This is a genomic window from Calidithermus terrae (genome assembly GCF_003574345.1).
Taxonomy (GTDB): domain Bacteria; phylum Deinococcota; class Deinococci; order Deinococcales; family Thermaceae; genus Calidithermus; species Calidithermus chliarophilus.
This window is the reverse complement of the sequence record NZ_QXDL01000066.1, coordinates 1-18,989: the sequence shown is the minus strand read 5'-3', so window position 1 is coordinate 18,989 and position 18,989 is coordinate 1. Positions and strand designations below refer to the sequence as shown.

Here is an 18,989-nt window from a genome sequence, read left to right as displayed (position 1 = left end):
CCTGGGCGGTGGGCTTGGGGGTGGGCAAGGGGATGGGCTGGCGGTCGAAGCGGTTGGCCTCGGCGTAGCGGGCCAGGGCCACCAAGCGGCGTGCGGCCTGGGCCTGGCTGAGGCCTTCAGGGAGCTCGAGGAGCGCGGCCTCGAGCTGGGGAATGGCGGCGACCACCCGCGCCCCGACCCGCCGGGCGATGGCCTCGAGGTTGGCCCGGTCTTTATAGCCCACCACCAGCTGCCGCTCCTGGGGGATGGCGAGGGCCGGGCTCGAGCCGTCCGCGGGGGGGCGGTTCTGGACGCCACAGGCCGCCAAGAGGCTCAGCAGGACGATCAGAAGAACCTGGCGCATGTTCAGTAGCTCCCGTCTCCGGTCACGAATTCGTTCCACTCGCCGGTGCAGACCGGACCGCCGAAGTTGCACACGCCCAGCGGGTGGAAGATGTTCCAGATGTCTTGGGCGATGGAGATGGCCTCGACGCGGGCCGGGTCGGCGGGGTCGAAACTCACCGCCGCGGCCGAGAGGTCGAAGGAGTAGGCGTGGTGGGCCTCGAGACGGCCCAGGCTGGCCGCGCCGTCGGCGTTGTAGGCCACGCTGTAGGTGTTGCCGCTGACCACGAGGTCGGCGTCAGAGAACAACCGCCCGGTGGAGAAGTAGGGGGACCAGATGAAGTACTCCCCCTGCTGCGGGTAGTCCAGGACAAAGGGCGCGAACAGGCGCTGGTCGCCGACCACCCGGCTCACGCTCCAGGAAAAGGTGGGGCGCACCGACACGCCGGTCTGGTTCTTCGACGGGCTGAGCAGGCTCACCGTGAAGCGGTCCAGGGGAGTGGTGGCGAGCACCGGCCCGGCGGCGGCGGTGCTGCCCACGGCATCGACCCGGTAGTAGACCCTCCGGCCTACCGCCAACTGCGGGCTGCTGTCGTTGTAGGCCCGGGCGGCGCCGCCCAAGGTGGCGATCCTGGCGAAGGTGGAGCCGTCGAAGGAGCGCCAGACCTCGAAGCGGTCGGGGTTGGTGCCGCTGTAGCCCCAGGAAAGCTCGACCCACAGCGTGCTGTCGGCGGAAGGGGCCCCCTGGACCGAGATGCCGGAGGCGGCGGGCAGGCGCACGGCGGTGGGCTTGGGAGGACCGTAGAACCCGACCGCCTGGGCCAAGGTGACCGACAGCACCTGGAAGGCGGTCACGGGGGTGACGGTGGGGCTGGCCGTGCCTTGGGCGAAGTCGAGGTAGTAGATGCGGTGTACCCGGTTGTCGTTGACGTCGTAGGCCACGACCTCGAAGGTCGTGGGGCCGTTCACCCCGGCGACGGCCGCGCCGGAGAGTTGCCGGTTACCGGTGTCGGGCCCGCTGACGTCAGCGGCCCAGCTAAATCGCGGGTTGGAGAAGAAGCCGGAGCCGGGGGTCTTGGCGAGGCCCGCGTAGATGAGCCGGGTCATGTTCCCGCTGCCCTGGGCCGTGGCGGTGATGCGGAAGGGGACGCAGGCCTGGGCCCGGGTCACGCCGGCGAAGTCCGCCCCGGCGGCGATATCCCCGCACCCACCCGCGCCGGTGGTCACGGAAAGGCTGGGGGGGGTGGTGGCGAGGCCGGGGTTGGCCGCGCGCTTCTGCACCACGCCGATGGGACCCAGGTCGGCCTCGAGGCGTAGCCCCTCGACGCGGCTCCCTGCGTAGCCCGGCTTGCTGAAGCTGAGGCTGTAGGTCCCCGCAGGCAGGTGCAAGGTGAAGGCCCCGTCGCTGTCGGTGACCGCGGAGGCCGGGCTTCCGTCCACCGTGACGGTGCTCCCCGCCACCGCAGCCCCGGCGTTGTTGTCCACCACCAAGCCCGTGAGCACGAGCGGGCCATAGACCACGCTCACGGTGGCACTGCCCTTGAGGCCGAGCGCGTCGTAGGCGTTGACGGTGAGGGTGTTGCTGCCCTCGCGGAGGCCGCTGACGGCGAAGCTGAACTCGACCTGTGCCCCCACCGCGACGCCCACCTCCTGCTCGGCGCCGCCGTTGAGCTGGTAGGTCAGGCGGGTCACGGCCTGGTCATCGCCGGCCCTGCCCACGACGTTCACGCCCGTGCGGTTGAGCGTGGTCCCGGTAGCAGGCTGGGTGATGGCGACGCTCGGCGCCCCAGGCTGGTACTTGATGCTGACCTGAGCGCTAGCCTTCAGGCCGAGCGCGTCGTAGGCGCTCACGGTGACGACGTTGTTGCCCTGGGCCAGGCCGCCGACGCTGAAGCCGAAATCGACCTCGGCCCCAGGGGTGATCGGCACTTCCGCCTCGGCCCCGCCGTTGAGGCGGTAGGTGAGCCGGGTGACCTGCTGGTCGTCGGTGGCCTTGCCCCTCACGGTCACGCCGGCGACGTTGACGATTGCCCCGGCGTCCGGTTGGGTGATGCTGACGCTGGGCGCCCCGGGCTGGTACTTGACCCTGAGCTGCGCGCTGCCCTTGTTGCCCGCGGCGTCGTAGGCGTTGAGGGTGATCACGTTGTTGCCCTGCTCCAGGCCGCCGACGTCGATCTCCAGCTCGACCTGCTTCTGGGCGGAAACGTCCACCCGCTGCTCGGGACCCCCGTTGAGCTGGTAGGTGACCCGAGTGACCGCGCGCTCGTCCGCGGCAGTGCCGCGAACCTCCACGCCGTTGGTGTTCACGGTAGCGCCGTCGGCGGGCTGGCTGACCCGCACGACGGGGGGGCTGGTGTCGGCCGGGGTACACCCGAACAGCACAAGCGCTCCGGCCAGCCCGGCGTAAAGAAGCTTAAGCCTCACGTTCTTCCTCTCCTCGATCTGTAGCTAAGCAGCAAGGAACTCCGCCCGAGCACCCGCAGCGCTCGGGAGTCCGGAGCAATTTCATAAAGTCGGCAGGTCTATCCGGGAAAAAGCTTTTCTAAAGGGTTTCTCTCACCCCCTTCCGCCTATCGAATCTCGTAAAATATACCCACTCCGAAATCGGCCAGTCAAGTGCCTTCCAGGTAAAGGGCGCGGTAGGCCACGGGCGGGACCCTCGCGCCGCCCCGGGGTTCGGGTGGCTGGCCTGCCCCGCCCCCCGGCCTTTGTGTTAGACTCTTGCCGTTGTCCACCAGGCCGCCCCGTGAGACGGCGACGGACAGCGAGTGATCCGGGTGATCCCGAGCCTATCCCCTCTTTTCCTGCCAACCGACGACGGAGCAGTGTACCGCCAGGCCCTGGGGCCTGGCGTGAATCGTTTTGAGCCCCGGCACGGCGGGGCCTCACGGAGAGCCGGATGATCGAGCGCTACCAAACCCCCGAGATGCAGGCGCTTTGGACGGAGGCCCGCAAGTACCAGGCCTGGGCCGTGGTCGAGCAGCACGCCCTCGAGGCCTGGGAGGAGCTGGGCGTGGTGCCCAGGGGCGTGGCCGCCAAGCTGGCCGAAGGGCTGGAGCGAAGGCCCATCGACGCGGCCTTCGCCGCACAGGTCGAGGAGCTCGAGACCCAGACCCGCCACGACATCGTGGCCTTCACCCGGGTGCTCTCGGCGTGGGTGGGCGACGCGGAGGTGGCGCAGTGGCTGCACTTCGGCCTCACCAGCACCGACGTGGTGGACACCGCGCAGAACCTCCTGCTCGTCGAGGCGCTGCGGCTCATCGAGGCCGAGCTCGAGGGCGTCCAGCAGGCCCTCAAGCAGCTCGCCGTGCGCTACAAGCACACCCCGGCGGTGGGGCGCACCCACGGGGTCCACGCCGAGCCCACCAGCTTCGGGCTGCGCTTTTTGGCCTTCTACGCCGCGCTAGGGCGCGACGCCGAGCGCCTGCGGCGGGCCCGCGAGGCCGTCGGGGTCGCCATGCTCTCGGGCTCGGTGGGCAACTACGCCCACCTCGAGCCCGCCGTCGAGGCCTACGTGGCGCGCAAATTGGGGCTGGCGGTCGAGCCGGTCTCGACCCAGGTGGTCCCCCGCGACCGCCACGCCGAGCTCATGGGCGCGCTGGCCGTCCTGGGCGCCGACCTCGAGCGCGTCGCCGTCGAGCTGCGCCACCTCCAGCGCACCGAGGTGCTCGAGGCGCAGGAGCCCTTCGGCTACAAGCAGACCGGCTCCTCCTCCATGCCCCACAAGAAGAACCCGGTGGCGCTGGAGAACGTCTCGGGGCTGGCGCGGCTGCTGCGCTCGAACCTGCAGGCCGAGCTCGAGAACGTGGCGCTGTGGCACGAGCGCGACATCAGCCACTCCTCGGTCGAGCGGGTCATCCTCCCCGACTCCACCACCCTGGCCCACTACATGCTGCGCCGCCTCCGGCGGGTGCTCGAGGGGCTGGTGGTCTACGAGGCCAACGTCGCGCGCAACCTGGCCCTCACCCGGGGGCTGGTCTACTCGCAGCGGGTGCTGGGGCTGCTGGTGGAGGCGGGCATGGACCGCACCGCCGCCTACGAGGTGGTGCAGCGCAACGCCCTGAGGAGCTGGGAGGAGGGCCGCGACTTCCGCGAGCTGCTCGAGGCCGACCCGGGGTGCCCGGTGAAGGGCGAGGCGCTGGCCCCGGCCTTCGACCCGGCGTACTTCCTGCGGCACGTGGACGCGATCTACGCCCGTTTCGGGCTTTAGGGGGAGGGGTAAGATGGGTAAACCCTTTCCCTCGTTGTTCAGCTAGGCGGTGAGGCCGATGACGGAGAAACTGTACGAGGGCAAAGCCAAGATCGTGTACCCGGGCCCCGAGGCCGGGACCTACCGGGTGTACTACAAGGACGACGCCACCGCGTTCAACGCGCAGAAGCGGGGCACCATCGCGGGCAAGGGAGCGGTCAACAACCGCGTCTCGGCCCGGCTCTTCCGCCACCTCGAGGCCCAGGGCGTGCCCACCCACTTCCTGCGCGAGCTCTCCGAGCGCGAGATGCTGGTGCGGCAGGTCGAGATCGTGCCGCTGGAGGTCATCGTCAGGAACCGCACCGCCGGGACCTTCGCCAAGCGCTACGGCGTGGAGGAGGGCCGCCCCCTCCCCCGCCCGCTGGTGGAGTTCTCCCTCAAGAACGACGCCCTGGGCGACCCCCTGATCTACGACGACGCCGCGCTGGCGCTGGGCCTCGTCGGCGAGGCGGAGCTGGCCCGCATCCGCGAGCTGGCCCTGCGGGTCAACGAGGCGCTGAAGGCCTTCTTCCTCGAGCGCGGCCTCGAGCTCATCGACTTCAAGCTCGAGTTCGGCCGCCTGGAGGGCGGGGAGATCGTGCTGGCCGACGAGATCAGCCCCGACACCATGCGGCTGTGGGAGGTGGGGACCGGCGAGAAGATGGACAAGGACCGCTTCCGCCGCGACCTGGGCGGGGTGGAGGAGGCCTACCAGGAGGTGCTGCGCCGGGTCGTCGGGGGCGCGGGGTGAAGGCCGGGTTTTTGGCGTTTGGCGTTCAACGTTTGGCGTTCGGCGCGCCGGAGGCGCACTCATGAAATACCACGCGACGATCCTGATCGAACTCAAAGACGGCATCCTCGACCCCCAGGGCCGGGCGGTCGAGGGCGTGCTCACCGGCCTGGGCTACCGGGTCGAGAACGTGCGGGTGGGGCGGGTGCTCGAGCTCGAGCTCGAGGCCGCCTCCGAGCCCGAGGCCCGCGAGAGCGCCCTCGCCATCGCCCGGGCGCTCGCCAACCCGGTGATGGAGGTCTACGCGCTGGAAGCCCTGAGGCCGTTGCAGGAGGTTTTGTGATGCCAAACGCAAGGCGCAAGACGCAAAACGCTGGGAGTAACGACGCGTGTGGCGTATGGCGTTTGGCGTTTCGCGCGCCGGAGGCGCCGTGAAGGTCGCCGTCGTCGTCTTCCCCGGCTCCAACTGCGACCACGACACCCGCTGGGCGCTGGAGCGCGCGGGGCTGAAGGCCGAGCTGGTCTGGCACACCGAGGGCAGCCTCGAGGGCTACGGCGCGGTGTTCCTGCCCGGGGGCTTCTCCTACGGCGACTACCTGCGGGCGGGGGCGCTCGCCAAGTTCTCCCCCGTCATGGGCGAGGTGCGCCGCCTGGCCCAGCAGGGCTACCCGGTGATGGGCATCTGCAACGGCTTCCAGGTGCTCACCGAGGCCGGGCTGCTGCCCGGGGCGTTGCTGGCGAACACCAACCTGCACTACACCTGCAAGGAGGTGTTCGTGCGGGTCGAGCGCGCCGACCTGGCCTTCACCTCCGGCTACCGCGAGGGCCAGGTGCTGCGCCTTCCCATCGCCCACGGCGAGGGCCGCTACTACGCCGACGAGGAGACGCTGGCGCGGCTGGAGAACCAGGGCCAGGTGGTCTTCCGCTACGTGCCCCAGCCGGGCGCGGCGGCCGAGACCCCTTACAACCCCAACGGCTCACTGCTCGACATCGCGGGCATCGTCAACGAGCGGGGCAACGTGCTGGGCATGATGCCGCACCCCGAGCGTGCGGTGGAGGAAGTCCTCGGGTCGGTGGACGGCGAGGGGGTCTTCACCAGCCTGAGCAAGGCGCTTTCGGCCATGGCGTGAGTTTTTGGAGAGGAGAGGGGCAATGAACGCGCAAGGCATCGAAAACCTCAAGGCCATCACCTTCGACTTCTGGGGGACGCTGTTCACCGAGGGCGAGAACTACGCCTACCAGGTGCTCTCGCTGCGCTACGAGGTGCTGCTCGACGCCCTCTCAGAGGCCGGGACCCCTGCCGACGAGGCCCAGGTGCGTGAGGCCTACCGCCAGGCCGCGCTGGCCTACGAGCAGGCCTGGCAGGCCGAGCAGATGATGACCCCCTACGAGCGCGTAGCCCTCATCTTCAAGCTGCTGGGCGCCCGCCCCGACGAGGGGCTCGTCGCCCTCACCGCGCGGCGCCTCGAGGAGGCCTCCCTCCACGGCAGCCTCACCCCCCTCCCCGGCGTCAAGGAGAGCCTGCCCAAGCTGGCCCAGAAGTACCGCCTGGGCGTGGTCTCCGACACCGGCATCACCAGCGGCCGCCTGCTGCGCGAGCACCTCGAGCGCCACGGGCTGCTCGAGCACTTCAGCGGCTTCTCCTTCTCCGACGAGACCCTCAGCGTCAAGCCCCGCCGCGAGGCCTTCATGGCCGCCCTCGACGAGCTGGGCGTCGGGCCGCAGCACGCCCTGCACGTCGGCGACATCCCCCGCACCGACATCGGCGGGGCCTTCAACGCCGGCTATAGCTGGGCGGTGCAGTACACCGGCCACCGCAGCCTCAACGGCGGCCCCGAGCCCACCGCGCGGGTGAAGGACCACCGCGAGCTGTTCAGGTTGCTGCCCGAGGCCTGAGGGTAGGGTCCTACGTCCTACGTTTTACGCCGTACGTCGTACGCAAAACGCTAAACGCCAGACACGAAACGCCTTGGCTCTAGCCCTTTGACCCTTGACGCCCGACCTCAAACGCCACTGATGAACCCTATGGAAGAGACCCTCACCCCCCTCTCCGAGCAGGCCAAGGCGCTGCTCAAGGAAACCGGCATACCCCGCAATGAGTACCAGGAGATCGTGCGCCTGCTGGGGCGGGAGCCCAACCGGCTCGAGCTCTACCTCTTCAAGGTGATGTGGAGCGAGCACTGCTCCTACAAGAACTCCCGCCCCCTGCTGCGGACGCTGCCCAAGGAGGGCCCCGCCGTGCTGCAGGGCCCCGGCGAGAACGCGGGCGTGGTGGACATCGGCGAGGGCTGGGCGGTGGCCTTCAAGATCGAGAGCCACAACCACCCCTCGGCGGTCGAGCCGGTGCAGGGGGCGGCGACGGGGGTGGGGGGCATCATCCGCGACATCGTGGCGATGGGCGCCCGGCCCGTCGCGCTGCTGAACTCGCTGCGCTTCGGGAAATTGGAGGGCTCCGAGGGCGACCGCACCCGCTACCTGGTGCAGGGCGTGGTGGGGGGCATCGCCCACTACGGCAACGCCATCGGCATCCCCACGGTGGGCGGGGACGTGTACTTCCACCCCGACTACCAGGACAACCCGCTGGTCAACGCCATGTGCGTGGGCCTGCTGCGCGTGGAGGAGCTGAAGAAGAGCTTCGCCACGCTGGGCCGCCCGGTCTACTACCTGGGCTCCAAGACCGGGCGCGACGGCATCGGCGGGGCGGCCTTCGCCTCCGAGGAGCTCTCCGAGGAGAGCGAGTCCAAGCGCCCGAGCGTGCAGGTGGGCGACCCCTTCATGGGCAAGCTCACCCTGGAGGCCACCCTCGAGGCCATCCGCCTCGACCTGGTGGAGGGCGTGCAGGACATGGGCGCCGCCGGGCTCACCTCCTCGCTCTCGGAGATGGCCCACAAGTCGGGTCTGGGCCTGGAGCTCGACCTGGGCAAAGTGCCGCGCCGCGAGGCGGGGATGAGCCCGCTCGAGCTCATGCTCTCCGAGTCGCAGGAGCGCATGGTGCTGGTGCCGCGCCCGGGCAAGGAAAAGGCCCTCGAGGAGCTCGCCGCCCGCTGGGGCCTCGACGCGGTGCCGGTGGCCGTGACCATCGCCGAGCCGGTGTTCCGCGTCAAGTCGGAGGGCCAGGTGGTGGCCGAGGTCCCCACCCACGCCCTCGCCGACTCCGTCACCTACGTGCGCGAGGGCCAGGAGAGCCCCGAGGTCCAGGCCCTGCGGGCCAAGGACCTCAGCGCCCTGCCCGTGCCCGCCGACCTGCACGGCCTGCTGCCGAAGCTGCTGGCCTCGCCCAACCTCTGCAGCCGGGCCCCCGTCTTCGAGCGCTACGACCACCAGGTGGGCACCAACACCGCGCTGGTGCCGGGCAAGGGGGACGCCGCCGTCGTGCGGGTCAAGGGGTCGAAGCGCGGCGTGGCGCTCAAGGTGGACGCCAACCCCCGCTACTGCCGCCTCCACCCCCGCCTGGGGGCCATGCACGCCCTGGCCGAGGCCGCGCGCAACGTCAGCGTGGTGGGCGGCAAGCCGCTGGCCTACACCGACGGGCTCAATTGCCCCAACCCCGAGACGCCCCACGGCTACTACGAGCTCTCCGAGACCATCGCCGGGCTGGCCGAGGCCTCGAGGGCCCTGGGCATCCCGGTGGTCTCGGGCAACGTCTCGCTCTACAACGAGGGCCCCAGCTACCGCATCCCCCCCACCCCCATGGTGGGCGTGGTCGGGCTCCTCGAGGACGTCGAGCGCCGCGCCGAGACGGGCTTCAGGAAGCCGGGCGAGTTCGTGGTGCTCATCGGGGAGCCGCTGGGCGAGCTGGGGGCCAGCGAGTACCTGTGGGTGACGGAGGGCCTCGAGGCCGGCCACCCGCCCCGCCTCGACCTCCAGCGCGAGGCCAAAGCCCAATCCGCCATCCGCGACCTCATCGGCATGGGCTGGGTCCGCACCGCCCACGACGTGGCCGAGGGCGGCCTGGCGGTGGCCCTGGCCGAGATGACCTTCCCCTACGGCCTGGGGGCGACGCTCGAGCTGCGCGACCCCGGCCGCCCCGACGCCCTGCTCTTCGGCGAGGCCCCCAGCCGCATCCTCTTCAGCATCGACCAGGGCCACCTGCAGTCGGCCACCGCCCACCTGCAGAGCCTGGGCCTCCCCCACCGCGTCCTGGGCCAGGTGGGCGGGGACGAACTCACAATCCTCCTGCCCAAGGCGCAGCTAAAGTGGAGCGTGAACGAGCTCAAGCGAACATGGGAAGCGCCGCTGCGGGAGGTGCTGCCGTGAATGGTCGTACGTCCTGCGTCGTACGTCCTACGCTAGAAAAAACGTCGTATGGCGTAGGGCGTACGACGTACGACCGCGATGACAAACCCCACGAGGAGTGCGGCGTCATCGGGGTCTGGAGCCCGGAGCCCGTGGACGTGGCGGGGATGCTGCAGCTCGGGCTCTTCGCCCTGCAGCACCGGGGGCAGGAGGCCGCCGGGATCTGCGTCTCCAACGGGCAGGATCTGGTGATCGAGAAGGATCTGGGGCTGGTGGCGCAGGTCTTCGACGACGAGCGCATGAAACGGCTGCGGATCCCGGGGGCCAACCTCGGCATCGGGCACACCCGCTACTCGACCACCGGCTCCAACCTGCGCTTCAACGCCCAGCCCCTCAACGTGCGAAGCTCCAAGGGCATCCTGGCCATCGCCCACAACGGCAACTTCGTCAACGCCAAGGCCATCCGCCAGGAACTCCTGGAGCACGGCGCGGTCTTCCAGACCACCAACGACACCGAGGTGATGATCAACCTCATCGCCCGCTACGCCAAGCTCGACCTCGTCGAGGCCACCGCCCGCTCGATGCGCGAGCTTCAGGGCGGCTTCGCGGTGGTGCTGATGGACCGCCACACCGTGCTGGCCCTGCGCGACGGCAACGGGGTGCGGCCGCTGGTGATCGGGCGGCTGCCGAACGGCGGCTGGGTCTTCGCCTCCGAGCCCCCGGCCCTGACGCTGGTGGGGGCCGAGTTCGTGCGCGACGTGGAGCCCGGGGAGCTGGTGTGGGTCGAGGCGGGCGAGCTCAGGAGCCTGCAGGTGCTCGAGCCCCGCCCCACCCCCTGCGCCTTCGAGTGGATCTACTTCGCCCGCGCCGACTCGGTGCTCGAGGGCATCGGCACCCACGAGAGCCGGGTGCGCATGGGCGAGGTGCTGGCCGCCGAAGCCCCGGCGGAGGCCGACCTGGTGGTTCCGGTGCCGGATTCGGGCATCGGGGCCGCCATCGGCTACAGCCGCGCCTCGGGCATCCCCTTCGACTACGGCCTCTACAAAAACCCCTACGCCGGGCGCACCTTCATCCAGCCCACCCAGGAGCTGCGCGACCTCAAGACCAAGCTCAAGCTCGCCCCCACCCCCGCCGTGCGCGGCAAGCGGGTGGTGATGGTGGACGACTCCATCGTGCGCGGCACCACCTCGGGCCGCATCGTGCAGCTTCTGCGCGACGCCGGGGCCACCGAGGTCCACGTGCGCATCTCCTCCCCGCCCATCAAGTTCCCCTGCTACTACGGCATCGACACCGCCGCCCGCAAGGAGCTGGTGGCCTCTACGCACACGGTGGAGCAGATCCGCGGGCTCATCGGCGCCGACAGCCTGGCCTTCCTGAGCGAGGAGGGCGTGAAGCGCGCGGTGGGCGGGCCGGTGTGCCTGGCCTGCTTCAACGGGCGCTACCCGGCGGGAACCCCGGAGGGCGAGGGGCAGAAAGAGGCGCTGGAACAGGCATAGCACCACCCCGCCAATCCGCTTGCCGAGCCCGTAGGGACGAGCGGCGCTCGTCCCTACGAAACCCGTCATGTATGGCGCTACGTAAAATAGATTCTTGTGGAGTCCATCGTCAAGGTCAACGAAACGCACCTCTGGACAACGGTTTCAGGCCAGGGTACGCCCCTACTTCTGCTGAACGGAGGCGCGGGCTGCTGCGATTACCTCGAGCCGGTCGCCGGTCTGGTCGAGGACGTTGCCAGCGTCCACCGGTTCGAAGAGCGCGGCTGCGGGCGCTCCTGGCACGCCGAGGTGTACAGCCTCGAGCAGACCCTCTCCGACATCGAGGCTTTGCGAGCTTACTGGGGGCTAAAGCGCTGGGTCGTGGGCGGCCATTCCTGGGGGGCCGACCTGGCGCTGGCCTACGCGCTTCATCATCCGGAACGCTGCCTGGGGCTCGTTCATCTCTGCGGCACGGGGGTCCAGCATGACCGGGAGTGGAAGGCGGCCTATGAGGAGGGCTTGGCCGCCGGTCGGGAGCCGCCGCTGGACTTCACCTATCCGTTTAACCCGGCGGTTAACAAGGCCCTGAACGCGAGTTGGCGGCAGTTCATAAAGGAACCCGACTTGCTCAAACGAATCTCGAGGCTCGATATCCCCGCCCTGGTGGTCGCGGCGGGCGAAGACATCCGCCCCAACTGGCCGAACGCCCAGCTCGCCCACCTCCTGCCGCAGGGGCGGCTCGAGACCGTCGAGGGCGCGGGTCACAACCTCTGGCTCACCCATTCAAACGAGTTGCGCGCGGTACTGCGCCGCTTCCTCGAGGGTCTGCCGAGCCCCTGAGCCTTGCAGGATCAGTTGGGGAAATCCCGGCGCTCACGGGCGGCCTCGAGCTCATCCAGCAGCAGGTACAAGGGCATCTCGAAGTGCCGGGCCTCGAGCCCCATACCGTAGCGCCCGTAGCAGGCCTCGGCGAGCTCGAGCTCGGTGCGGCCCCCCCCGAAGTCCTGAAGCTGGGTCTCATCGGAGATGAAGGCCCAGGGCAGGCGCAGCACCTCGGCCACGAACTCCTCCACCAACGCCTGCCGCCGCTCGATTTGCCCGGTGGGGGCGAAGCGGATCTCGCGCTCGTCCATTCCCCCAGTCTACGGGCTGCGTGCGGGCTCACCCCCCTCAGGGGCCACGGTGCATAATCGGGTGAGTTCTGCCCTCGAGGAACCCCTATGACCGCGACCACCCATCCCCCCAAAGTCGAGCTTCTCAACGCCCTCACCCACGGGCTCGGGGCGGCCGCGAGCCTGGCCGCCGGCGCGACGCTGGTCGTCTTCAGCGCCCTCACCGGCGACGCCTGGCAGGTCGTCAGCGCCGCCGTCTTCGCGGCCACGCTGGTGCTGATGTACCTGGCCTCGAGCCTCTACCACGCCGTCCAAGCCCCCCGGGCCAAGCGCGTGCTGGAGATCCTCGACCACAGCGCCATCTACCTGCTGATCGCCGGGACCTACACCCCCTTCTTGCTGGTGACCCTCAACGGCCCCTGGGGCTGGAGCCTCTTCGGCGTGGTGTGGGGCTTAGCCGCGCTAGGCGTAGTGTTCAAGTCCTTCGCCACCGGCCGCTTCGAGCGGGTCTCCACGCTGCTCTACGTGGCGATGGGCTGGCTCATCGTGATCGCCTTCCCCGTCCTGCTCGCCAAGATCACGGCCTGGGGCCTGCTGTGGCTGGTCCTGGGCGGGCTGTTCTACACGGCAGGCACGTACTTTTTCCTCGACAAACGCCTCAAGTACGCCCACCCCATCTGGCACGTCTTCGTGCTCCTGGGCAGCACCGCACACGTCGTGGCGGTGTGGTCGCAGGTGGTGAGGTAAGCCGGCAGCTCTCAGCCGTCAGCTTGTCGAGGGTCCAGGCCCAAAGCGTACGACGTGCGTCTGGCGTCTTGCGTCTTGCGTCTTGCGTTTCGCGTATTGCGTCTGGCGTCTGGCGTCTGGCGTTTGGCGTACGACGTACGCCGTACGACCCGCACCCGGCCACCGGCCACCGCCACCCCCCCTCACACCACGATCAAGTCCTGCGGCCTGCGCGGGTCGTACTTCACGCTGAGCCGGTCGCCCACGCGGGGGATGGCGACCCTCGAGACGAACACCTTCACCTCGGCGCGGAAGGGCTGGGCGCCGTCGGGGTAGACGTCGAGGGTGAGCCGCACGTAGGGCGAGTTGTTGAGGGTGATGCCGGTGTCGGCGACGCCCTGCACCACGGCCACCGCGTCCTTGCCCTCGGCCAGCAGGCGCTTGTGCTTGGGGTCGGCGAAGACGCCGCGGGCGAAGAAGATGAGGTAGAACAGCGCCCCGATCCCCAGCAACAGCAGCCCCACGAACAAGGCGGGGTCGCGGGTGGGGAAGTACAGGCTGATGAAGAGCGTATAGGCCACGTACACCCCGAGCACCCCGAAGAAGCGCGACAAGGAGAACACGGCGCACCTCAGGCGAAGGCGACGGGGAAGCGCTCGAGGCCGCGGAACATGGTGGCGGGGCGCCAGGCGGGGGCCTCGGCGGCGAACTCCAGCTCGGGGAAGGCCTCGAGCAGGCCCTTTAAGGCGAGCTGGGCCTCGAGGCGGGCCAGCGGGGCGCCCAGGCAGAAGTGGATGCCGCGCCCGAAGGACTGGTGGCGGTTGGGGGTGCGGCCCAGGTCCAGGCGGTCGGGGTCGGGGAAGGCCTCGGGGTCGCGGTTGGCCGAGCCGATCACCGCGCTCACCTGCTGGCCCGGCTGGATGACCTGCCCGGCCACCTCGGCCTCCTCCCCGGCGTAGCGGAAGGTGGAGCGCTGCACCGGGGCGTCGTAGCGCAGCAACTCCTCGACGGCGCTCTCGAGCAGCCCGGGGTTTCGGCGCAGGCGCTCGAGCTCCTCGGGGTGGCAGAGCAGCGCGTGGGTGCCGTTGCCGATGAGGTTGACGGTGGTCTCGTGGCCCGCGATCAACAGCAGGATGCAGGTGCCGATGAGCTCCTCGGCCGAGAGCTTGCCCCCTTCGTCGTGCGCGGCGATCAGGCCGCTGATGAGGTCGTCCCGGGGCTCCTGGCGGCGCTGGGCGAGGAGGTGCTGGAAGTAGCCCACCAGCGACTGGATGCCCAAGCCGGCGCGCTCGCGGGCCTCGGGGGTCGCCAGGGCGTCGTTGCCCAGGGCGAAGTAGGTGCTCCACTCGCGGAACTGCTCGCGGTCCTCCATCGGCACGCCCATCAGCTCGGCGATGACGATGACGGGCAGGGGCATGGCGAAGTCGGCCATGAGCTCGAGCTCGCCCTTGGCCTTAGCCCGCTCGAGCAGGTAGCTCACGATGCCCTGGATGTGCGGCCCCATCCCCTCGACCACCTTGGGCGTGAAGGCCTTGCTCACCAGCGACCGCAGGCGGGTGTGGTCGGGCGGGTCGGTGTTGAGCATCTGCGGGAAGTTCTGCTCGCCCGGCTGCACGAAGCGGCTGGTGTCCTTCTTGAAGCGCAGGTCCTTGAGGATGAGCTCGACGTCGGCGTAGCGGGTGAACATCCACATCCCGCCGTTGCCGTGGGGCAGCCAGTAGGCCGGGGCCTCGGCCCGCATGCGGGCGTAGAAGGGGTAGGGGTTCCCGACGAAGGCCGGGTCTCTGAGGTCGATGGCTGGTGAGTCCATGCCGCGTCCTTTCCGCTCGAGGGCTGTACGCCTGAGGATAGCAGAGGCCAAGCCTGCTAAGCTCGACCCACCGTGCGCCTCGACATCCCCCTCCCCCCCTTCCTCACCCTGATGGCGGTCTGGGCCGCCGTGGAAGCCGCCGCCCGCGCGCTCGGCCTCACCGTCACCCTGCGCACCCCCTCGGCCGAACACCCCGGCTCGACCCACTGGCACCTCAAGCAGGCCCGAACCCCGGGCGTCGTGGAAGCCACCTACTGGCCCCAGCAGCACCAGCTCTGGCTCTCCATCAAACCCCGCGCCGTCTCCGAACACACCCTCGAGCTCGCCCAAAAGCTCCGCGCCGAGATCGAACGGAATCTGCTGCCAAAGGCGTGACGGGGAAGGCTCGTGGCTCGTGGTTTGTACCCTTTGGCTCGTTGCTTGTCGAGGATCGAGGCGTTTTGCGTTTTGCGCTTTGCGTCTTGCATTTCGCGTATTGCGTCTTGCGTCCGGCGTACGACGTAGGACGTACGACCCGCATCCGACGCACGACCCGCGCCTAGCGCCCGGCTACCGGCTATCCACCTAAACCCGCTCCATCACCCGCACCAGCTTCAGGCTCGGCCACTCCACCTCCACCACCCCGCAGAAGCCCAGCGCCTTCCACAGCGGGAAGGGCGCCAGCCCGTTGGCGCGGCTCACCAGCAGGGCGATCACCGTGCCGTGGGCCACCAGGGCCACGTCGTCGATGAGGTACTCGTTCATCACCTTGTTCACGGCCTGGCCGAAGCGGCTGTGGGCCTGGTCGGCGGTCTCCTCGCCGAAGACCAGGCGGTTGGGCTCGCCGAAGAACTCCTGCACCTTGGCCTCGAACAAGGCAGGGTCGGGGAAGAAGGGGGCGTTCTCGCGCTGGTGCTCGTGCAGGTTGGGCGCCGGGCTGAAGGGCAGCTTGAGGCGGCTGGCGAGCACCTTGCCGGTCTCGCGGGCCTTGGGCTCGAGGCTGCTGACGACCTGGGTAGGCAGGTGGGCCTGGAACCACTGGGCCAACCGCTCGCTCTGGCGAACGCCCTCGTCGGAGAGCGCCCACTGCCGCGCGGGCAGTTCGGGCACGACGTGGGGGCGGCCGTGCTTGATGAGGAAAAGGCGGCGTGGGGCGCTCACGGTGAGCCCAGCTTAGCCCGAGCAAGGGCGGAAGAAAAGCCCGCTCAGCGCCCGCCGCTCACGTCCAGAAGGGCACCCGTCACGTAGGCGGCCTCCTCGCCCAGCAGCCAGACGATCGCCGCGGCCACCTCCTCGGCGCTCCCGCCGCGGCCCATGGGCACCGTCGCGGCCAGGCGCTCGACCCGCCCGGGCTCGCCCCCGCTGGCGTGGATGTCGGTGTGGATGAGGCCGGGGCGCACCGCGTTGACCCGGATGCCCTCGGCGGCCACCTCCTTCGCCAGGCCCAGGGTGAAGGTGTCGAGCGCGCCCTTGGAGGCGGCGTAGTCCACGTACTCCCCCGCCGAGCCCAGCCGGGCGGCGGCCGAGGAGACGTTGACGATCGCCCCGCCCTGCCCGCCGTAGCGGGTGGACATGCGCCGCACCGCCTCGCGCGCGCACAGCATGGCGCCGATGACGTTGGTGGCGAAGACCCGCTGCAGCCGCTCGGCGCTCATGGCCTCGAGCCGCATCTGCGCCCCCAGCACGCCCGCGTTGTTGACCAGGGCGTCGAGCCGCCCCCACGCCCGGTCCACGGCGGCGAACAGCTCCAAGACCTGCGCCTCGCTCGAGACGTCGGCCCGCAGGGCGAGGGCCTCCCCCCCGCCGGCCCGGATGCCCGCGGCCACCCCCTCGGCGGCTTCCCGGTTCGCGCGGTAGCTCAGGGCCACCGCGTAGCCCCGCCGGGCGGCCAGCCGCGCGGTGGCCGCCCCGATGCCCCGGCTGCCGCCGGTGACCACGAGGACCCGGGCCACGGGCTAGCTCTCCAGGCGCAAGATGCCCCGCTCGAGCGCCGCGGTCACGGCGGCGGTGCGGTCGTCAACGCCGAGCTTGCCGAAGGTGTGCAGCAGGTGGGTCTTGACCGTGGCCTCGCTGATGTGCAGCCGCTTGGCGATCTCCTTGTTGGAGAAGCCCTTGGCGACGAGGCCCAGCACCTCGAGCTCGCGGTTGGAGAGGTGGTCCTCGCTGGGCGAGCGCATGCGGCCCAACAGCCGCGCCGCGATGGGCGGGGAGAGCACCGCCTCGCCCTTGGCGGTGAGGCGCACGGCGCGGAAGAGCTCCTCGCGGGGCACGTCCTTGAGCAGGTAGCCCGTGGCCCCCGCCTCCACCGCCTGCACGATCTCGGCGTCGGTGTCGAAGGTGGTGAGCACGAGCACCTGGCTCTTGTGCTGCCCGCGCATGCGGCGGATGGTGCTCACCCCGTCCATGCCGGGCATGCGCAAGTCCATCAGCACCACGTCGGGGTCGAGGCGCTCGAGCATGTTGAGCGCCTCGACCCCGTTGCCCGCCTCCCCCACCACCTCGAAGTCGGGCTGGCTCGAGAGCAGCCCGGCCAGACCGGCCCGGACCACCGGATGGTCGTCAACGATCAGGATGCGAATACGGCTCATCTAGGGCCTCCTACTTTGGGCTTGGGCGCGGGGAACTCGGGCAGGCTGACCGCCAGGATGGTGCCCCGCCCCGGCTCGCTCTCCACCGTGAACTCCCCGCCCAGCGCCTCCACCCGCTCGCGGATCGAGCGCAGGCCGAAGCCCCCGCTGTTCGTGGCGCGCGGGTCGATCCCGACCCCGTCGTCCTGGATGTCGAGCATCACCAGGCCCTCGAGGTAGGAGAGCGTGACGTTGACCAGGTTGGCCTGGGCGTGCTTGCGCACGTTGTTGAGCGCCTCCTGGGTGATGCGCAGCAGGCTCAGCTCGATCTCGGGGTGCAGGGGGCGGGGCTCGCCCGCCAGGGTGAAGCGGGCCTCCTGGCTGCTGGCCGACTGCCAGCGCCGCAGGAGCTGCTGCAGCGCCTCGGGCAGGGGGACGCCCTCGAGCAGCTCGGGCCGCAGGGCCCACACCAGCCGCCGCGCCTCGGAGAGCCCCTCTCGGGCGGTGCTGCGGGCCTGGCTGATGTGGCTGACCGCGTTGGGGCTGCCCAGCGCCCCCTCGGCGGCCTCGAGGTGCACCACCACGCTGGCGAAGTTCTGGGCCAGGGTGTCGTGGATCTCGCGGGCCAGGCGCTGCCGCTCGGCGAGCATCCCGGCCTGGCGGCTGGCCTCCTCCAGCTCGCGCTGGGCGAGCTCGAGGGCCTGGCGGGCCTTGGCCTCGCGCACCAGCAGCTCGAGGGCGAACAGCGAGTAGCCCGCGTAGAGCACGGTGATGAACACCCAGAAGCTGGTCTGGGCGGTGGGGTTGGTGGGCACGGGCCGGGCGGAGATGCTCTCCGAGCGGGTGGGGATCTGGGTGAGCTTGACCTCGAGGGTCAGTTGCAGCGGCTGGCGCACGCTCCACCAGCCCGAGAGCCCGGCCAGCGCGATCACCAGGCTCAGCACCCAGGGCAGCGGCAGGAAGTAGCGCGCCACCACCGGCACGATGCCCAGCGCCAGGAAGGGCATGTAGTAGTTGGTCAGCCAGCCCACCACCCCCGCCCCGAAGGCCGCCAGGAGGGCGGTCTCCCACCACGAGCGCCGCCCGGGGCGCAGCGCCCACAGGATCACCAGGTACGTCAGGAGCGCCAGGCTCACCCGCCACAGCACTTCCTGGGGGTTTTGCAAAGGGATGCTGTCGGGCTTGAGCTGCGAACGGCCCGGCACCAGCAGGGTGAACAGCAGTACCGTCAGCAGGTTGAGCGCCGCGAAGATGGCGACCGCCCTGGCTACGGGCCGCTGGGCGAAAATAGCCCACATCCCGTCCATCTTAACGGGGAACTCCGGCCTCAACCGTAAACGCTCTTCCCTAAGCCGACCGAATGCCCGCACCTCTCCTCCTTTCCGCGCACGCTGGACCCGCCTTTAGCCTGAGGGCTGGGGGCCGGGGGGCATAAGCGCCGGATGGGGGGCGGGGGCTTAATGACGGCGGTGGGCGGGGCTCCACCGAGCGGTGGAGGCGGCCGGGCGGCAGCGGCCTTAAGGCCTCTTAATCCCGCCACGACCCTCCCCCGAGCCCCGGCTTTTAGATTGGGTTCGCCATGCGCGCACTCACCTCACTCTTCGGGGCGGCCCTGCTCCTGGGGCTCGGCCTGGCCCAGCCGGTGCGGCTCACCGGCAACCCGGTGCCCCCCTCCTTCGTCGGGCTTGAGCTGCGAACGGCCCGGCACCAGCAGGGTGAACAGCAGTACCGTCAGCAGGTTGAGCGCCGCGAAGATGGCGACCGCCCTGGCTACGGGCCGCTGGGCGAAAATAGCCCACATCCCG

Annotated in this window: 20 protein-coding genes; 10 read left to right on the top strand and 10 right to left on the bottom strand. The window is 70.1% G+C overall.

Annotated features, from left to right (window positions below):
* Nucleotides 1-343: S8 family serine peptidase (locus Mterra_RS09315; protein ID WP_420836695.1), on the bottom strand; the 343-nt coding region annotated here is incomplete at its 3' end.
* A gap of 2 nt (nt 344-345) precedes the next feature.
* Nucleotides 346-2,745 (bottom strand): Ig-like domain-containing protein, encoded by a 2,400-nt coding sequence (locus tag Mterra_RS09310; protein ID WP_147372642.1) that lies wholly within the window; start codon nt 2,743-2,745, stop codon nt 346-348.
* A gap of 475 nt (nt 2,746-3,220) precedes the next feature.
* On the opposite strand from Mterra_RS09310, the gene purB reads away from it, so the two are divergent.
* The 8 genes from purB to Mterra_RS09270 all read left to right on the top strand — a co-directional run bounded on the left by purB (nt 3,221) and on the right by Mterra_RS09270 (nt 11,830).
* Nucleotides 3,221-4,531, top strand: a complete 1,311-nt coding sequence (gene purB, locus Mterra_RS09305) for an adenylosuccinate lyase (RefSeq protein WP_119314952.1) — start codon at nt 3,221-3,223, stop codon at nt 4,529-4,531.
* Nucleotides 4,532-4,589: 58 nt separating this feature from the next.
* The gene (purC, locus tag Mterra_RS09300) at nt 4,590-5,300 is read left to right on the top strand and encodes a phosphoribosylaminoimidazolesuccinocarboxamide synthase (RefSeq protein ID WP_119314951.1); all 711 of its coding nucleotides are present in this window, start codon (nt 4,590-4,592) and stop codon (nt 5,298-5,300) included.
* 61 nt (nt 5,301-5,361) lie between these two features.
* Entirely contained in the window at nt 5,362-5,622 is a 261-nt protein-coding gene (purS, locus tag Mterra_RS09295) for a phosphoribosylformylglycinamidine synthase subunit PurS (protein ID WP_119314950.1), read from the top strand.
* 88 nt (nt 5,623-5,710) lie between these two features.
* Nucleotides 5,711-6,409, top strand: a complete 699-nt coding sequence (gene purQ / locus Mterra_RS09290; RefSeq protein WP_119314949.1) for a phosphoribosylformylglycinamidine synthase subunit PurQ — start codon at nt 5,711-5,713, stop codon at nt 6,407-6,409.
* Between the two features lie 22 nt (nt 6,410-6,431).
* Nucleotides 6,432-7,175 (top strand): HAD family hydrolase, encoded by a 744-nt coding sequence (locus tag Mterra_RS09285; protein ID WP_119314948.1) that lies wholly within the window; start codon nt 6,432-6,434, stop codon nt 7,173-7,175.
* A gap of 129 nt (nt 7,176-7,304) precedes the next feature.
* On the top strand, nt 7,305-9,536 hold the full coding sequence (gene purL, locus Mterra_RS09280; RefSeq protein ID WP_119314947.1) for a phosphoribosylformylglycinamidine synthase subunit PurL: 2,232 nt from the start codon (nt 7,305-7,307) through the stop codon (nt 9,534-9,536).
* A gap of 107 nt (nt 9,537-9,643) precedes the next feature.
* The gene (gene purF / locus Mterra_RS09275) at nt 9,644-11,011 is read left to right on the top strand and encodes an amidophosphoribosyltransferase (RefSeq protein ID WP_119314954.1); all 1,368 of its coding nucleotides are present in this window, start codon (nt 9,644-9,646) and stop codon (nt 11,009-11,011) included.
* Nucleotides 11,012-11,107: 96 nt separating this feature from the next.
* Nucleotides 11,108-11,830, top strand: coding sequence for an alpha/beta fold hydrolase (locus Mterra_RS09270; protein ID WP_170159616.1), 723 nt, complete (start codon nt 11,108-11,110; stop codon nt 11,828-11,830).
* An 11-nt stretch (nt 11,831-11,841) separates the two neighbouring features.
* On the opposite strand, the gene Mterra_RS09265 is transcribed toward Mterra_RS09270, so the two are convergent.
* Nucleotides 11,842-12,123: a hypothetical protein gene (locus tag Mterra_RS09265; protein WP_119314945.1), complete on the bottom strand. Its 282-nt coding sequence runs from the start codon at nt 12,121-12,123 to the stop codon at nt 11,842-11,844.
* A gap of 87 nt (nt 12,124-12,210) precedes the next feature.
* Between Mterra_RS09265 and trhA the strand changes: the two genes are divergently transcribed.
* Nucleotides 12,211-12,849, top strand: a complete 639-nt coding sequence (gene trhA, locus Mterra_RS09260; RefSeq protein WP_119314944.1) for a PAQR family membrane homeostasis protein TrhA — start codon at nt 12,211-12,213, stop codon at nt 12,847-12,849.
* Between the two features lie 182 nt (nt 12,850-13,031).
* Here trhA and Mterra_RS09255 read toward each other — a convergent pair whose 3' ends face one another.
* Both Mterra_RS09255 and Mterra_RS09250 read right to left on the bottom strand, forming a co-directional pair.
* The gene (locus Mterra_RS09255) at nt 13,032-13,451 is read right to left on the bottom strand and encodes a hypothetical protein (protein WP_119314943.1); all 420 of its coding nucleotides are present in this window, start codon (nt 13,449-13,451) and stop codon (nt 13,032-13,034) included.
* Between the two features lie 8 nt (nt 13,452-13,459).
* On the bottom strand, nt 13,460-14,638 hold the full coding sequence (locus tag Mterra_RS09250) for a cytochrome P450 (protein WP_119314942.1): 1,179 nt from the start codon (nt 14,636-14,638) through the stop codon (nt 13,460-13,462).
* 72 nt (nt 14,639-14,710) lie between these two features.
* On the opposite strand from Mterra_RS09250, the gene Mterra_RS09245 reads away from it, so the two are divergent.
* Nucleotides 14,711-15,013, top strand: coding sequence for a hypothetical protein (locus Mterra_RS09245; RefSeq protein ID WP_119314941.1), 303 nt, complete (start codon nt 14,711-14,713; stop codon nt 15,011-15,013).
* Between the two features lie 189 nt (nt 15,014-15,202).
* Here the strand turns inward: Mterra_RS09245 and Mterra_RS09240 are convergent, their stop codons facing one another.
* The 5 genes from Mterra_RS09240 to Mterra_RS22280 all read right to left on the bottom strand — a co-directional run.
* Nucleotides 15,203-15,778, bottom strand: a complete 576-nt coding sequence (locus Mterra_RS09240) for a histidine phosphatase family protein (protein ID WP_119314940.1) — start codon at nt 15,776-15,778, stop codon at nt 15,203-15,205.
* Nucleotides 15,779-15,822: 44 nt separating this feature from the next.
* Complete coding sequence (locus Mterra_RS09235; protein WP_119314939.1) at nt 15,823-16,569, bottom strand: SDR family oxidoreductase; 747 nt, start codon at nt 16,567-16,569, stop codon at nt 15,823-15,825.
* 3 nt (nt 16,570-16,572) lie between these two features.
* Complete coding sequence (locus Mterra_RS09230; RefSeq protein WP_119314938.1) at nt 16,573-17,205, bottom strand: response regulator; 633 nt, start codon at nt 17,203-17,205, stop codon at nt 16,573-16,575.
* Nucleotides 17,202-18,482 carry a sensor histidine kinase gene (locus Mterra_RS09225; protein ID WP_119314937.1) on the bottom strand — a complete coding sequence of 427 codons (1,281 nt, stop codon included), beginning with the start codon at nt 18,480-18,482 and terminating at the stop codon, nt 17,202-17,204. Before Mterra_RS09225 ends, Mterra_RS09230 begins: the two co-directional genes overlap by 4 nt.
* Nucleotides 18,483-18,778: 296 nt before the next feature.
* Nucleotides 18,779-18,989 (bottom strand): hypothetical protein (locus Mterra_RS22280; RefSeq protein ID WP_170159615.1); only part of this gene is annotated, 211 nt, incomplete at its 5' end.